Below are 14,590 nucleotides of genomic sequence, written 5' to 3'. Positions count from 1 at the left end.
CCGGCCGCGTCGCGGACTACCGATCGGTGGGCGGGATGCGCCAGAGCCAGACGTCGTCGACCCGTTGCGGCTCACCGAACAGGGCGATGCCGGTACGCCGCAGCGCCTCCTCGTCGACCTCGAACTTCGCGCCGTGCACCTGGTCGGCGAGGACCACCGTCTCGATGCGCCAGTGCCGCAGGTCCGACTGGACCTCCCGGATCGTTCCGTCGGTGATGATGGGGACCAGCCCGGTGCGGCCGGCCTGGTCCATCAACGCGCTGAGCGTGCGCGGCACCGGACCGATCCGGCCCCGCCCGTCCGGCCCGCCGGGCCCGAGGAAGAAGCCGCCCGGGATGGCGAACTCGCCCTGCCGGTGCGACAGCGCGTACGCCTGCCACCGCTGGCCGTCCGGGTAGATGTCCACTGTCAGCGGCACCGGGGTCAGCACCCCGTCGGGCGAGACGTAGTCCCGCCAGGTGCCGGAGGTGATGAAGCGCGGGATCGGCTCCCGCTCGTCGGTCAGCAGCGGGGTGGGCAGCAGCGGCACCAGGGCCACCGCGAAGCCGAGCAGCCACGCCAACTCCGTGGACCGGTGCCGGGGTGGCGCGGCCCGCAGCTGGTCGACGGCGTACGCCAGCAACAGCCCGACCACGGGCGCGACCACCAGCGCCAGCCGGGCCGGTAGCGCGGCGTTCACCACCGGCAACTGTCCGACCAGGTCGAACGGCATGGGGAGGTCGGTACGTCGGCCGTCGACCTTGGCGACCGGCCCGAAGGAGAGCACCGTGAAGATCAGCGCGAGGGCGCCCAGCGCCCAGAGGGTGGCCCGGCGGTGCGGGTCGGCCCGACGCCAGAGCGCGACGAAACAGACCACCGTGAGCACCAGCAGCGGAATGCCGAAGAACGAGTTCTCCTCGGTCGGGTTCGGCGCCAACGAGGTGCCCAACCCGGCCTCGCCGGCCAGCGAGCGACGCGGGAAGGCGGCGAACGCCGCGATGTCCTCGGAGTGGATCACCGGGTCGAAGCCGGTGCCGTGGAACCGCTGCGGCCCGGCGAAGTGCAACCACAGGGGGTACGACAGCAGCACGCCGGCCACCACGGCGGTCACCCCGAGCCCGCGCAGGAAGGTGGGCAGCACGGCGCGGGCCTCCACCCGGTTGGCCGGGTGCAGCGCCCAGATGGCGACGAACACCCCCAGCGCCAGCGCGGTGAAGAAGAGCCCTTCGGCGGCGATCGAGAAGGCCACCGCCACCAGCACGCCGAGGATCACCCCGTCCCGAAGCCAGTGCCCGGGGCGGCGTAGCGCGAACAGCCGCCAGATCAGCAGCGGCACCAGCCAACCGGCGGTCCAGTTCAGGTGCGCGTTGGCGTGCGACACCATGCCGGGGGAGTAGGCGATGAACAGGGCGCCGACCCCGGCCGCCAGCCGACTGCGGACCAGGTGCCGGGAGAGCAGCCAGTACCAGACCAGTGCGGTCGCGAGCAGGTTCAGGGTGAGGATCACCAGGAACGTCGCCGGCGGCCCGATCAGGTACGTGAGCGGGGCGAAGACCACCGCGTACACGGTGATCGTCGTGTTGACCGCGAGGTTCACCCCGTCCGGGACGTTGATCAGGTAGGTGAAGAGCGGGTTGTCCCAGTGGGTGACCGCGTGCCCGCCGAAGGCCAGCAGCCACTCGAACAGCGCCTGGTCGCTGGAGTTGACGGTGATGGTGCGGGTGTTCGGGTCCCGCCACAGCCCGCTCGTCACCCAGACGGCGAGCGCGAGCGCCACCAGCACGACGATCAGGTCGGCCCGGCGGTCCCGGACGGCGCGCGGCGGTGACGTGGGGGCAGGCCCGGTGGCCAGCGACGGGGAGGACGGCACGCAGCGGACGTTACCAACCGGACCTGGACGCTCCGGTCAGACCGGCGGTTGTCGTCGGTTCCGGTACGGCGACGGCGGGCGGGGTTCGGCGTACACAACGTTCGTCGTGAATGTGTGAGTGTGCCCCATGTCATAGCGGCGACACATCGTCGTAACGTCTCGGCAACCCGACAGTGACCCAGTTCACAGTCTGCCCCTTCCAGGAGGCCCGCCGTGCGCCGCTCCCCGTCCACTCTCACCCGGCTGCTCGGTGCGGTCGCCGGGCTCGCCCTCGCCGTCACGGGCGCGGTCGCCGTCGCAGCCCCCGCCCAGGCCGCCACCCTCACCCAGGTCACCGGGTTCGGCTCCAACCCCGGCAACCTCGCCATGTACGCCTACCGGCCGGACAACCTGCCGGCCAACTCCCCGGCCGTCGTGCTCCTGCACGGCTGCGTCCAGAACGCCTCCGGCTACTTCGCCAACTCCGGCTGGCAGAAGTACGCCGACCAGTGGAAGTTCGCCCTGATCGTCGCCCAGCAGCCGTCCGGCAACAACGCCAACTCCTGCTTCAACTTCTTCGAGGCCGCAGACACCACCCGAGGCCAGGGCGAGGCGCTGTCGATCAAGCAGATGGTCGACCACGCCAAGACGAACTACGGGGTGAACGGCTCCCGCGTCTACGTCAGCGGGCTCTCCGCGGGCGGGGCGATGAGCGCGGTCATGCTGGCCACCTACCCGGACGTGTTCGCCGCCGGATCGATCATCGCGGGGATCCCGTACCGCTGCGCCACCAGCATGGTCAACGCCTTCAGCTGCATGAACCCGGGTGCGGACAAGACCCCGGCCGCGTGGGGCGACCTGGTGCGCGGCGCGTACTCCGGCTACACCGGCCCGCGCCCCCGGGTGGCGATCTGGCACGGCACCTCGGACACCACGGTCACCCCGCTCAACGGCACCGAGTCCCGCGACCAGTGGACCAACGTGCGAGGCGTGTCGCAGACCCCGACCAGCACCTCGTCGCTGCCCGGCAACACCAGCCTGGAGGTGTACGGCAACGACGACGTACGCCTCTACCGGATCTCCGGAATGGGCCACGGCACCCCGGTCGACCCGGGCTCGGCAGCCGAGCAGTGCGGCACCGCGGGCGCGTACTTCCTGGACACCATCTGCTCGGCGTACCGTGACGCGCTCTTCTTCGGTCTGAACGGCGGCGGGACCAACCCGACCCCGACCCCGACGGCCACCCCCACCCCGACCGCCACCCCCACCCCGACCCCGACGGCCACCCCGACCACGCCGCCGACCTGCGTGACGGCCAGCAACTACGCGCACGTGGCGGCCGGTCGGGCGTACCAGTCCGGCGGCTACGCCTACGCCAACGGCTCCAACCAGCGGATGGGCCTCTACAACACGTTCTACACCAGCACCCTCAAGCAGACCGCCCCCAACCACTGGGTAATCGGCTGCTGACCCCCGCTCCCCCCGCCTCCCCCGATCCCCCCTGTTGATCATGAAGTTATTGCCACGACACGCCGAGGCGAGTGGCAATAACTTCATGATCGACGGAGTCTCCTGGTCAGTCCTTCAGGGCTGCGGTCAGGGCGGTGGGGAGAGTGGGGTGGTGGTACGGGTAGCCGGCTCGGGTGAGGACGCTCGGGAGGACTCTGGTGCTGGTGAGGGCCTCGTGGGCGAAGCCGCCGAGGGCCACCTTGAGCGCCAGCGCGGGGATCGGGATGACCGCCGGCCGGTGCAGTTGCCGGGCCAGTTCGCGGGTGAACTCGGCGTTGGTGACCGGGTTCGGGCCCACCACGTTGACCGGGCCGGCGATGTCGTCGCGGTCCAGCAGGAAACGGACCGCGCCCAGCCAGTCGGCCATCGAGATCCAGGGCAGCCACTGCCGGCCACTGCCCAGCCGGCCGGCGATGCCGAGCTTGAACGGCAACAGTTGTGGCTTGAGCAGGCCGCCGTCACGGTGCAGCGGCAGGCCGGTACGCAGCCGGACCACGCGTACACCGGCGTCCTCGGCCGGACGGGTCGCGGCCTCCCACACCCGGCAGACGTCGGCCAGGAAACCCTCGCCGGCCGGGGCGTCCTCCTCGACCGCGCGGTCGCCCGTGTTGCCGTACCAACCGACGGCCGAGGAGTTGAGCAGCAGCCGGGGCCGGTCCGCGGCGGCCAGCCCGGCGATCGTGGTCGCCAGCGTGGTGGTGGTGTCCACCCGGCTGGTGCGGATCAATCGCCGGTAGTCGTCGTTCCAGCGTTTGTCGCCGACGCCCGCGCCGGCCAGGTTGACCACGGCGTCGGCCTCGGCGACCACGGCCGGGTCGAGTTGCCCGGCTGCCGGGTCCCACAACTGCTGTCGCGGCCCGCCCGGCCCTCGACGGACCAGTCGGGTGACCTCGTGCCCCTCGCGGACGAGCAGGTCGGCCAGCCGGGTGCCAAGGAAGCCGGACGCGCCGGCCAGAAGGATCCGCATACCCCCATCTTCGTCCAAACCCCCGCCCTCGGACGCACCTGCCCGCCCCCACCCCTCGCCGATCTTGCACTTACGGTCGCCGTAATGTCGGGCTACACCCCTTTTGCCGGCACACAAAGTGCAAGATCGACGGGGGCGGGGGCGGGGGCGGGGGCGGGGGCGGGGGCGGGCTGGGGTTAGGGGGTGCGGAGGTCGGGTAGGAGGCGTTCCACCTCGGCGTAGGACTCGGGGCTCAGCGGGCCCAGTTCCAGGGTGGTGAGGTTCTCGTCGGCCTGGGCGACCGTGCGCAGGCCGGGGATCGGCACGGTACGGGGGCTGCGCGCCAGCAGCCAGCCGAGCGCGCCCTGGGCCAGGGTGCGGCCGTCGGCGGTGAGCGCCGCGCGGACCTGGTCGACCCGGGCCGCCCAGCGTGGCGTCGGCTTGCCGTCGGTGAACCATTCCAGCCACTCCGGTGCCCGGCCGCGCACGTCGTCCGCCCCGACCGCCCGGGTCGACCCGGTGAGCAGCCCCATCGCCAACGGGCCGCGGTTGAGGCTGGCCAGGTCGTGTTTGTCGCAGACCGCCAGCACCGTCGCGTTGTCGCGCAGCACCGACTCGTCGTGCTGGATCGCGGCGCAGTGCGGCCCGGCGGTCGCGAACGCCTCCGCCGAGGCCGGGTCGTCGGTGCTCCAGCCGTACGCCCGGATCTTGCCCTGGTCGACCAGGGCCTCCAGGGTGTCGACCAGGTCGAGCGCGGCGGGCACCGGCAGTGCGTTGATGTGCAGTTGGTAGAGGTCGACGTGGTCGGTGCCGAGCCGGCGCAGCGAGTCTTCCAGGCTGCGTACCGCGAAGGCCGGGCTGGCGTCGGTGCCGAGCGCCCGCCGGGTGCTCTCCTCGCTGACGTTGCCGAACTTGGTGGCGATGACCACGCTGTCCCGGCGCCCGGCCAGGGCCCGACCGAGGATCCGCTCGCTGTGCCCGGCACCGTAGTTGCTGGCGGTGTCGAACAGGGTCACCCCGAGATCGAGCGCCCGGTGGATGGTGCGGATCGACTCGTCGTCGTCCACCTCACCCCAGCCGAACGGCTGCCCGTCGTCACCCCAGAGCGGGCCGCCGATAGCCCAGCACCCCATTCCGATCGCGCTCACCGTGATGCCGCTGCGTCCCAGCGTCCGTGTCGTCGTCATGGTCACCAGCCTCCAACCTGGAGCGCGCTCCAGGTCAAGCGCTACCATCTCGCGAGATGAGCGGTTACGCCCCTTCGGAGGCCGCCCGCCGCAGCGGCTTCAGCCTGGACACCCTGCGGTACTACGAGAAGATCGGCCTGCTCGCGGACGTTGAGCGCACGGCGGGCGGGCAGCGGGTCTTCACCGACGACGACCTCGGCTGGCTGGTGCTGTTCCGCTGCCTGCGCGACACCGGGATGCCCATCGCGCAGATGCGCCGCTACGCGCAACTGGCCCGCGACGGCGAGCACACCACCGACGAGCGGCACGAGTTGCTGTGCCACCACGCGGCGCGGGTCGAGGAGCAGATGCGCCTGCTCCAGCGCCAGTACGACCACCTCCGGGAAAAGATCAGCTTCTACGAGCGACAACCCCTGGTCGCCCCGGGCGCAGAGGCCGAGCAGGCTGGCTAGCGGACACCTGTGCGCGCTCAGGCCGAGCGGGCCGGCTAGGGGGAACCGGGCGTGCTCAGGCCGAGCAGGTCCTCTGTCGTTCCGGTGCGACCGGTGAGCGCGTTCAGGGCGGTGACCAGCCGCTTCTCCTCGTAGCGGAAGTGCGACTCCAGCAGAGCGGCGAGCCCGGCCAGCTCGGCGCGAACCTGGGCGACCGGCACCGCCGCGTCGCCGCCCAGCAGTGCCTCGACCCGTTCCAGGATCCCGGCCACCACCTCGTGATCGGTGATCAGGTTGTCGATGACCGGGCGCAGCTCGGGAGCCTCCTCGGCCAGCAGCCGGAACGCGCCCGCGTCCTCACCGGTGTGGTGTCGGCCGAGGGCGGCGCAGAAGGTGAGGCAGTGTGCCCGCAGGTCCCGCGATGGGGTGTCGAGGCTTGCCTGCAGCCGGGCCAGCTCCGCGCTGAGCCAGAGGTGGATCTCGATCATCTGATTGCCGACGGCGGCGAGCCGGCCGGCCGGCGAACCGGTGGGGTGCACGTGTCGTCCCATGCTGTCCCGCGCCTCCATGCCCACGGCGGCCTTCGGGCCGGGTGCACTGCGACGCTACGCCGAAGTCTAGGACCGGAGGGCCACGCCCCCGAACCCGGGAATCACGGCGTGGTTGGTTCGTCGGTCTCCTCGACGTCGTGCCAGCGCGCCCGCCAGGCGGCCTCATGGGCCTCGTGGCTGGTCCGCTCCTGGAAGACGGCGGCCCGCAGGGCGTGCCGCGATTGCGCCATCACCATCACCTCCACGGCCACCAGCGCCACGCAGATCACTGTCGCGAGGGTGAGCACGCCCAGCGCCGGCAGGTGCTGGCCGAACGGAAGGGCCGCCGTGAGAACCACTATGACGCCGATGCGGGTCCAGATGACGGTGTGCAGGGTGCGTAACTGGAAGAGCAGATTGACGGCGAAATAGCAGATCAGACCGCCGAAGAACATCGCTGTCGCCGGCCCCTCGATCTTCTCGGCGATCCCGCCGGCCGGGTCGGTGATCTTGTGGAGGATCTGCTCGTTGCCGATCGAGAAGAGGATCACCCCGGCGATCATCGGCAGGTACGCGTACGCGTACGCGTCGCGGGCCATCGCCACCCGGGGGCCGCCCTCCGCCGCGTGCAGGGCGATCCGGGCGGCCGGTCCGATGAAGTCGAAGTGCGCCCACCAGAGGGCTGCGGTGACCACGATGCCGAGCGCGGCGGCGGCCACCGCCGGCCAGGTGACCGGCTTGCCGAGCAGGTTGCCGCCCACCCCCGTCGAGATGATCGACTCGCCCAGCGCGATGATCAGGATGAGGTCGTAGCGCTCGGTCCAGTGCTCGGCGCTGGTCACCCCCCAGCCCCAGGTCCCGACGATGAAGCCGGTGGCGTACTGCACCACCACCACGGCGATCCACAGCCCGTCGCGCACCAGGGCAGCCTGGTCTGGGTCGGTGATCTGCGGCGGGATGAGCGCGGCGGCCAGCAGCAGCACGATGCTCACCGCCAGCTCCGGGGCGAAGCGCCGTAGTTGCCGCCGCTCCTGTGGGCTGTCCCGCACCACGTGCTGATAGAGGATCCAGTGGATGCCGCGGACCACGACGTAACTGATCGCCACCAACATCGGGCCGGCGGCGCTCCCCTTCGGGTCGCTGAACGCCTGCGGGAGCGCCAACGCGAACGCGAACAGGGCGACCATCGCGATGACCATGAGCACCGGGACGTAGCCCTCGCCGAGCCGGACCCGGGTGGCGACCAGGCTGTGCACCACCCAGATCCACCAGAGCACGGCGAGCACCAGGGCGGCGTGCAGCAGTTGCCGACCGGTGATGTTCGCGGCGGTGGCCCGGGTGATGATGAAGAACGAGAAGACGAAGACCAGGTCGAAGAAGACCTCGAACTTGTCCACCCGGGCGCCCGGGGCGATCGGGACGGCAGGTCCCAGCTGTCCACGCCGCCGGTAGCCGCCCACGATCCCACTCTGGCAGCGTCCGGGCTGGTCGGAGGCCGAACGGCGAGGGTGACAGGGCCCGGCGTTACTCCGGCCGGGGTCGGGGAAACACCGGGGCCACGGCCTCCCGCAGCGGGCCGGTCGGTCCGCCCACCCCGGACAAGGATGGACAATGACGACCAACAACCCGATCACCACCTCGTTCGCCCATCACTCCACCGCGATGGACGTGATCCGGGGCGTGGACCTCGCCGGGCGGCGGGCGATCGTCACCGGCGGGTCCTCCGGGATCGGCGTGGAGACCGCGCGCGCCCTGGCCAGCGCCGGCGCGGGGGTCACCCTGGCCGTCCGTAACCCGGACGCGGGTCAGCGGGCCGCCGACGACATCACCGGCACCACCGGCAACGACCGGGTCCTGGTCGCCCCGCTCGACCTCACCGACCAGGATTCGATCGCCGACTTCGTGGCGAACTGGGACGGCCCCCTGCACATCCTGGTCAACAACGCCGGGATCATGGCGGCACCGCTGTCCCGCACACCGCAGGGCTGGGAGATGCAGTTCGCCACCAACCACCTGGGGCACTTCGCGCTCGCCAACGGGCTGCGCCGGGCGCTCGCCGCCGGCGACGGGGCCAGGATCGTCTCGGTCAGCTCCGCCGCCCACCTGCGCTCGCCGGTGGTCTTCGACGACATCCAGTACGACAAGCGGGAGTACGAGCCGTGGCAGGCGTACGGGCAGTCCAAGACGGCGAACGTGCTGTTCGCCGTGGAAGCGACCCGGCGCTGGTCCGACGACGGCATCTACACCAACTCGCTGATGCCCGGCGCGATCCAGACCAACCTGCAGCGCTACGTGAGCAAGGAGGAACTGGACCGGATCCGGTCGGGCAACGCGGCGGCCTGGAAGTCCGTCGAGCAGGGCGCCGCCACCTCCGTGCTGGTCGCCGCATCACCGCTGCTCGACGAGGTGGGTGGGCGCTACTTCGAGGACTGCCAGGAGGCCGCGCCCGCCCAGCCGGGCCAGCGGACCGGGGTCGCCGACTACGCGCTGGACCCGGAGGCCGCCGAGCGACTCTGGCAGGTCTCCACCGCCCTGCTCAAGAGCTGAGCACCAGAACGCCGAAGGGCGCCCCGGCCGATGACCGGGGCGCCCTTCTCGTCGTTCGGCGGATCAGGCCAGGCCCAGCTCCGACTCGAAGTTGCCGCCCTCCAGCCGCTCCTTGACCGCGGTCAGGAAGCGGGCCGCGTCGGCACCGTCGATCAGCCGGTGGTCGTACGACATGGCCAGGTAGACCATCGACCGGACGGCGATGACCTCGCCCAGCTCCGGGTCGTTCACCACGACCGGACGCTTCACCACGGCACCCGTGCCGAGCATCGCCGACTGCGGCGACGGCACGATCGGGGTGTCGAAGAGGGCGCCCCGGCTGCCGGTGTTGGTCAGCGTGAAGGTCGCCCCGGCCATCTCGTCCGGGGTGATCTTGTTGGCCCGGGTGCGCTCGGCCAGGTCGGCGATCCGCTTGGCGATGCCGCCCATGTTGAGGTCACCGGCGTTGTGGATGACCGGTACGAGCAGACCGCGCTCCGTGTCCACAGCGATGCCGAGGTGCTCGGCTGCCGGGTAGGTGATCGTGCCGCCCTCCAGGTCCATGCTGGCCTGGATGATCGGGTGGGTCTGCAGCGCCTCGATGGCGGCGAGGGCGAAGAACGGCAGGAAGGACAGCTTCACGCCATGCTTGGCCAGGAACGAGTCCTTGGCCTTCGTCCGCAGCTTGGCGACCTTGGTGACGTCGACCTCGACGACAGTGGTCAGCTGAGCCGTCTCGTGCAGCGACTGCTGCATGCGCTTGGCGATGGTCGCCCGGATCCGCGGCAGCTTCTCCGTGGTGCCCCGCTTCGCGCTGGGCTCCGGCTTGGCGGCGGGCTTCGCCGCAGCGGCCGACGGCGCGGCACTCGGCTGAGCGGCCTGGGCCGGCGCGGCCTTGGCGGCCTTCGCCTTCTCGGCCGCCTCCAGCACGTCCTGCTTGCGGATCCGACCACCCACGCCGGTGCCGTTGAGCGCGGACAGGTCCACACCGTGCTCGGCGGCGAGCTTGCGCACCAGCGGGGTCACGTACCCGGCGGCCTCCTCGCCGGCGCCCGGCGCCGGAGCGGACGGGCGTGCCGGCGCCGAGGTCGACGCGGCCGGCTGCGCGGCCTGCTCGGTCTTCGCCGGCTGCGTCGAGCTCTCGGTCTCCGCGGCGGGCTCGCTGTACGAGGCGCCCTGCGTCGGCTCCTCGACCTTCGGCTCCGGCTTCGGCTCGGCCTTCGGCGCCGGCTTGGCCTCCGCCTTCGGCTCGGGCTGCGCCTGGGCGGGGGCCCCGCCGGCAGCGCCGATGATCGCCAGGTCGGCGCCGACCGCTGCGGTCTCGTCCTCGGCGACCTTGATCTCCAGCACCGTGCCGGCGACCGGCGACGGGATCTCGGTGTCCACCTTGTCGGTGGAGACCTCCAGCAGCGGCTCGTCGACCTCGATGGTCTCGCCGACCTGCTTCAGCCAGCGGGTGACGGTACCCTCGGTGACGCTCTCGCCCAGGGCGGGCATCTTCACCGCGGTGCCCTCGCCCGACGAGGCGGCGGCCGGAGCCGGCGTCTCGGCCGGGGCCTCGTCCTGGGCCACCTCGTCGGCGGTGCCCTCGGCGGCGGCCGTCGGCTCGGCGGCCGGCTCGACCGACTCGGCCGGGGCCTGCTCCTGCGGGGCCGCCTCGCCGCCGCCGGTCGACTCGCCCTCACCGGCGATGACGGCCAGCTCGCTGCCGACCTCGGCGGTCTCGTCCTCGCCGACCACGATCCGGCTCAGCACGCCGGCAGCGGGTGACGGGATCTCGGTGTCGACCTTGTCGGTGGAGACCTCGAGCAGGGGCTCGTCGACCTCGACCGTGTCGCCCTCCTGCTTGAGCCAGCGAGTGACGGTGCCCTCGGTGACGCTCTCGCCGAGCCGGGGCATGGTGACCGATACCGGCATGTTCTGAGACTCCTTCATTCCCCTGGTGGGATCTTCGCCCGTCGCCGGACGCCGCGGTTGTGGATGATCAGGCGTGCGCGTGCAGCGGCTTGCCGGCGAGGGCCAGGTGCGCCTCGCCCAGGGCCTCGTTCTGGGTCGGGTGGGCGTGCACGAGCTGGGCGACCTCCGCCGGGTACGCCTCCCAGTTGTAGATGAGCTGCGCCTCACCGATCAGCTCACCCACCCGGGCGCCGATCATGTGTACGCCGACGACCGGGCCGTCCTCGACCCGGACCAGCTTCACGAAGCCGGTGGTCTTGAGGATCTGGCTCTTTCCGTTGCCACCCAGGTTGTAGTTGTACGTCTTGACCTTGTCAGCGCCGTACTGCTCCTTGGCCTTGGCCTCGGTGAGGCCCACCGACGCCAGCTCCGGGTCGCAGTACGTGACGCGCGGGATGCCGACCTCGTCGATCACGGCGGGGGTCTGCCCGGCGATCTCCTCGGCGACGAAGATGCCCTGCTGGAAGCCGCGGTGCGCGAGCTGGAGGCCGGGCACGATGTCGCCGACCGCGTAGATGTTCGGCACGCTGGTGCGCAGCCGCTCGTCGGTCAGCACGAAGCCGCGGTCCATCGTGACGCCCTGCTCCTCGTACCCGAGGTTGGCGGTGTTCGGGCCACGACCCACGGCGACCAGCAGCAGCTCCGCCTCGACAGTCTCGCCACCCTGGATGGTCAGCTTGACGCCGGCCTCGGTCTTCTCGACCTTCTCGAACGGCTTGCCGACCTTGAAGTTGATCTTCCGCTTGCGGAACGCCCGCTCCAACGCCTTGGACGACTCCTCGTCCTCGGCGGCGACCAGTCGGGGCAGCGCCTCGACGATCGTCACGTCCACACCGAAGGACTTCCACACGCTGGCGAACTCGACGCCGATCACGCCACCGCCGAGCACGATCACCGACGACGGCACCCGGTCCATCGTGAGGGCGTGGTCGCTGGTGATGATCCGCTCGCCGTCGACCTCAAGGCCGGGCAGGCTCTTCGCGTACGAGCCGGAGGCCAGGACGATGTTGCGGCCGGTGTAGCGCTTGCCGTCCACCTCGACCACGTTCTTGCCGACCAGCTTGCCGGCACCCTCGACGATCGTGATGCCCTTGTTGCCCTTCAACATGCCCTGCAGGCCCTTGTAGAGGCGGGCGATCACGCCGTCCTTGTACGAGTTGACCCCGGCCATGTCGATGCCGATCAGCTCGGCCTTGACCCCGAACTGCTCCGACTCACGGGCCTGGTCGGCGATCTCGGCGGCGTGCAGCAGGGCCTTCGTCGGGATGCAGCCGTTGTGCAGGCAGGTGCCGCCGAGTTTGCCCTTCTCGACCAGCGCGACCTTCAGGCCCAGCTGGACGGCGCGCAGCGCGGTCGCGTAGCCGCCGCTGCCACCTCCGAGAATGACAATGTCGAAGGTCGCTTCGTTCGGCTCGCTCACGTCCAACTCCCAGGTCGCGTCGCTGCATCGGGGGTCACAGAGGTGTAACACGGACACACCCCACCTCGGTCATCTTGTCACCACTGAGCACAGGGTGCGTACCGAGGTGCCCAACGACACGTCATCGACACGTACCCTTGGCACCGTTGTCGATGACGCACGGTGGGGGAGAGAACCGGTGGGCTTGTTCCGGCGCCGCAAACAGGCGGCTGTGCCGAGCCATGACCGTGCTGCCAGTCGTGGGGATCTGGACCATTTGGAGAACTTCATCCGGAGTCGGCGCGGCGTCGAGGCGTACATCGAACCCCGTACGACGGTGACCGAGACCACCGTCATCCTGATCGCCGACGACGGAGAGTGGACCCGTCGGCGCATCGACGGCCCCGACGGAGCCCGGCGCTTCGCGTACCGGATGGGCATCCCGGTCTACGACGTCCGGCTGATGGGCTACCCGCAGCGGATGCGCGACTTCAACGAACGCCGCAAACGTCGCCCCGAGCGCTACTGAGAGGGCCCCCGGCATCGACCGGGGGCCCCTCTTCTTCCGTAAGGTCAGCCGTTGGCGGCGACGTCCTCGACGAGCTGCACCAGCGTGCGGACCGGAACGCCCGTGCCGCCCTTGGTCCAGTAACCGACCGGCTCGCCCGAGTGGTAACCCGGCCCGGCGATGTCGATGTGCGCCCACGCCACGTCGTCGGTCACGAACTCGCGCAGGAACACGCCGCCCTGCAGCATGTGACCGGCCCGGTCCATCCCGGCGTTGACCTGCGAGATGTCCGCCACATCCGACTCCATGCCCTTACGCACGTCGTCGGGCAGCGGCATCGGCCACGCCGGCTCGCCGACGGCGTCGCCGGCCACCTTCACCCGGTCGCACAGCTGCGGGGTGCCCATCACGCCGGCCATCCGCTTGCCCAGCGAGATGACCTGGCCGCCGGTCAGGGTGGAGGTCTCGAACAGGTAGTCGGTGCCGTCCGCGCAGGCACGGGCCATGGCGTCGCCCAGGATCATCCGGCCCTCGGCGTCGGTGTTGAGCACCTCGACCCGCTTGCCGTTGAACATGGTGATCACGTCACCCGGCCGGTAGCTGGTGCCCGACGGCATGTTCTCCGCCATCGGCAGGTACGCGCTGACCGCCACCGTCGGCTTCAGCGCGGCGATCGCCAGCATGGCCGCGCCCACCGCGGCGGCGCCCGCCATGTCGGACTTCATCTCCCACATGCCCTGCGCCGGCTTGATCGAGATGCCGCCGGTGTCGAAGGTGATGCCCTTGCCGACCAGCGCGACCCGCTTGCCGTTGCCGCCGCCCTGCGGGGTGTAGGTGAGCTTCACCAGCCGCGGCGGGGCCTCCGAGCCCTGCCCGACCGCGACGATGCCGCCGTACCCGCCAGCGGCCAACGCCGCCTCGTCGAGCACCTCGACGCCGAGGCCCGCCTCGCGCGCCGCGCTGGCGACCGCGTCGGCGAACGACGGCGGACGCAGCTCGTTCGGCGCGGTGTTCACCCAGTCCCGGCTGAGCCGGACCGCGCCCGCCACCGCCTGCGCCCGGACGACCTCCGCCTGGGCGCCCGCGTCACCGGCGTCCGGCACCGCGATGAGCACCTCGGTCACCGGCTCGCGCCGGGTCGGCTGGGGACGGGTCTTGTAACCGGCGAACCGGTACCCACCCAGCAGCGCGCCCTCCGCGACCGCGCGCAGCTCGGCCGACGCGTCCGCGTCGTCCGGCAGCGGCAGCGCCAGCGCGACGGTGGATGCGCCCGCCAGGGCCCGGATCGCCGCACCCGCGGCCCGGCGCAGCGTCTCCGGGGCCGGAGCGGCACCCGACGGCTCCGGACCGAGCCCGACGGCGGTGACCAGCGGGGCGGTCACGGTGCCCAGCGTGGCCAGCTTGATGACCTCACCCGGCCCGCCGGTCGCGCCGAGCAGCGCGAGGGTCTCGGTCAGCTTGCCGTCGAACGCGGCAGCGATGCTCTCCGCGCCGCTGGCCAGCAGCAGGGTGCCGGCGAGGCCGCTGGTGGCGCCCTGCTCTCCGGTCTGGCTGTGCACGCCGATCACGATCGCGTCGACGGCGAGCTCCGCCGGGTCGGTATCGACCAGGCTCAGGTTGGTGGTGCGGGGTGAAGTCACTGAAGCTACTCCGGGCGGGCCGGGCCGGTCGCGGCGTCGCGTACCAGCGGTGAAGGTCTCCGGCGGAACCTACCCGCCGGACGTCATGGCTGTCCCGCCGACAGCGCCAGCGGGCTCCCGCCGATGCTAA

General features: G+C 71.4%; 12 protein-coding genes. 4 read left to right on the top strand and 8 right to left on the bottom strand.

Annotation, left to right across the window (positions count from 1 at the left end; translation table 11 throughout):
• Positions 1 to 16 precede the first annotated feature (16 nt).
• Positions 17 to 1,849: a DUF2079 domain-containing protein gene (locus AB0877_RS13645; RefSeq protein ID WP_366608867.1), complete on the bottom strand. Its 1,833-nt coding sequence runs from the start codon at positions 1,847 to 1,849 to the stop codon at positions 17 to 19.
• Between the two features lie 213 nt (positions 1,850 to 2,062).
• On the opposite strand from AB0877_RS13645, the gene AB0877_RS13640 reads away from it, so the two are divergent.
• On the top strand, positions 2,063 to 3,298 hold the full coding sequence (locus tag AB0877_RS13640) for a PHB depolymerase family esterase (RefSeq protein ID WP_366608866.1): 1,236 nt from the start codon (positions 2,063 to 2,065) through the stop codon (positions 3,296 to 3,298).
• 106 nt (positions 3,299 to 3,404) lie between these two features.
• Here AB0877_RS13640 and AB0877_RS13635 read toward each other — a convergent pair whose 3' ends face one another.
• Positions 3,405 to 4,304 (bottom strand): TIGR01777 family oxidoreductase, encoded by a 900-nt coding sequence (locus AB0877_RS13635; RefSeq protein WP_366608865.1) that lies wholly within the window; start codon positions 4,302 to 4,304, stop codon positions 3,405 to 3,407.
• Between the two features lie 176 nt (positions 4,305 to 4,480).
• Positions 4,481 to 5,470: an aldo/keto reductase gene (locus AB0877_RS13630; protein WP_366608864.1), complete on the bottom strand. Its 990-nt coding sequence runs from the start codon at positions 5,468 to 5,470 to the stop codon at positions 4,481 to 4,483.
• Positions 5,471 to 5,526: 56 nt separating this feature from the next.
• Here AB0877_RS13630 and AB0877_RS13625 point away from each other — a divergent pair, with 56 nt between their 5' ends.
• A complete protein-coding gene (locus AB0877_RS13625; protein ID WP_366608863.1) occupies positions 5,527 to 5,922 on the top strand; it encodes a MerR family transcriptional regulator in 396 nt (131 codons plus the stop codon).
• Positions 5,923 to 5,957: 35 nt separating this feature from the next.
• Here AB0877_RS13625 and AB0877_RS13620 read toward each other — a convergent pair whose 3' ends face one another.
• Complete coding sequence (locus AB0877_RS13620; protein ID WP_366608862.1) at positions 5,958 to 6,452, bottom strand: hemerythrin domain-containing protein; 495 nt, start codon at positions 6,450 to 6,452, stop codon at positions 5,958 to 5,960.
• Between the two features lie 101 nt (positions 6,453 to 6,553).
• Positions 6,554 to 7,891 carry a low temperature requirement protein A gene (locus AB0877_RS13615; RefSeq protein WP_366608861.1) on the bottom strand — a complete coding sequence of 446 codons (1,338 nt, stop codon included), beginning with the start codon at positions 7,889 to 7,891 and terminating at the stop codon, positions 6,554 to 6,556.
• A 151-nt stretch (positions 7,892 to 8,042) separates the two neighbouring features.
• Here AB0877_RS13615 and AB0877_RS13610 point away from each other — a divergent pair, with 151 nt between their 5' ends.
• Complete coding sequence (locus tag AB0877_RS13610) at positions 8,043 to 8,978, top strand: SDR family NAD(P)-dependent oxidoreductase (protein ID WP_366608860.1); 936 nt, start codon at positions 8,043 to 8,045, stop codon at positions 8,976 to 8,978.
• Positions 8,979 to 9,041: 63 nt separating this feature from the next.
• Here the strand turns inward: AB0877_RS13610 and sucB are convergent, their stop codons facing one another.
• Positions 9,042 to 10,874, bottom strand: coding sequence for a 2-oxoglutarate dehydrogenase, E2 component, dihydrolipoamide succinyltransferase (gene sucB, locus AB0877_RS13605; protein WP_366608859.1), 1,833 nt, complete (start codon positions 10,872 to 10,874; stop codon positions 9,042 to 9,044).
• Between the two features lie 67 nt (positions 10,875 to 10,941).
• Positions 10,942 to 12,333 carry a dihydrolipoyl dehydrogenase gene (lpdA, locus tag AB0877_RS13600; RefSeq protein ID WP_366608858.1) on the bottom strand — a complete coding sequence of 464 codons (1,392 nt, stop codon included), beginning with the start codon at positions 12,331 to 12,333 and terminating at the stop codon, positions 10,942 to 10,944.
• A 178-nt stretch (positions 12,334 to 12,511) separates the two neighbouring features.
• Between lpdA and AB0877_RS13595 the strand changes: the two genes are divergently transcribed.
• Positions 12,512 to 12,841 carry a hypothetical protein gene (locus AB0877_RS13595; RefSeq protein ID WP_112589164.1) on the top strand — a complete coding sequence of 110 codons (330 nt, stop codon included), beginning with the start codon at positions 12,512 to 12,514 and terminating at the stop codon, positions 12,839 to 12,841.
• A gap of 44 nt (positions 12,842 to 12,885) precedes the next feature.
• Here AB0877_RS13595 and AB0877_RS13590 read toward each other — a convergent pair whose 3' ends face one another.
• On the bottom strand, positions 12,886 to 14,460 hold the full coding sequence (locus tag AB0877_RS13590; protein ID WP_366608857.1) for a leucyl aminopeptidase: 1,575 nt from the start codon (positions 14,458 to 14,460) through the stop codon (positions 12,886 to 12,888).
• Between the last annotated feature and the right edge of the window lie 130 nt (positions 14,461 to 14,590).

Source organism: Micromonospora sp. NPDC047644, from assembly GCF_040704315.1.
Taxonomy (GTDB): Bacteria; Actinomycetota; Actinomycetes; order Mycobacteriales; family Micromonosporaceae; genus Micromonospora.
Note: the sequence above shows the minus strand (reverse complement) of the source record. Positions and strands in the feature narration are given on the sequence as shown.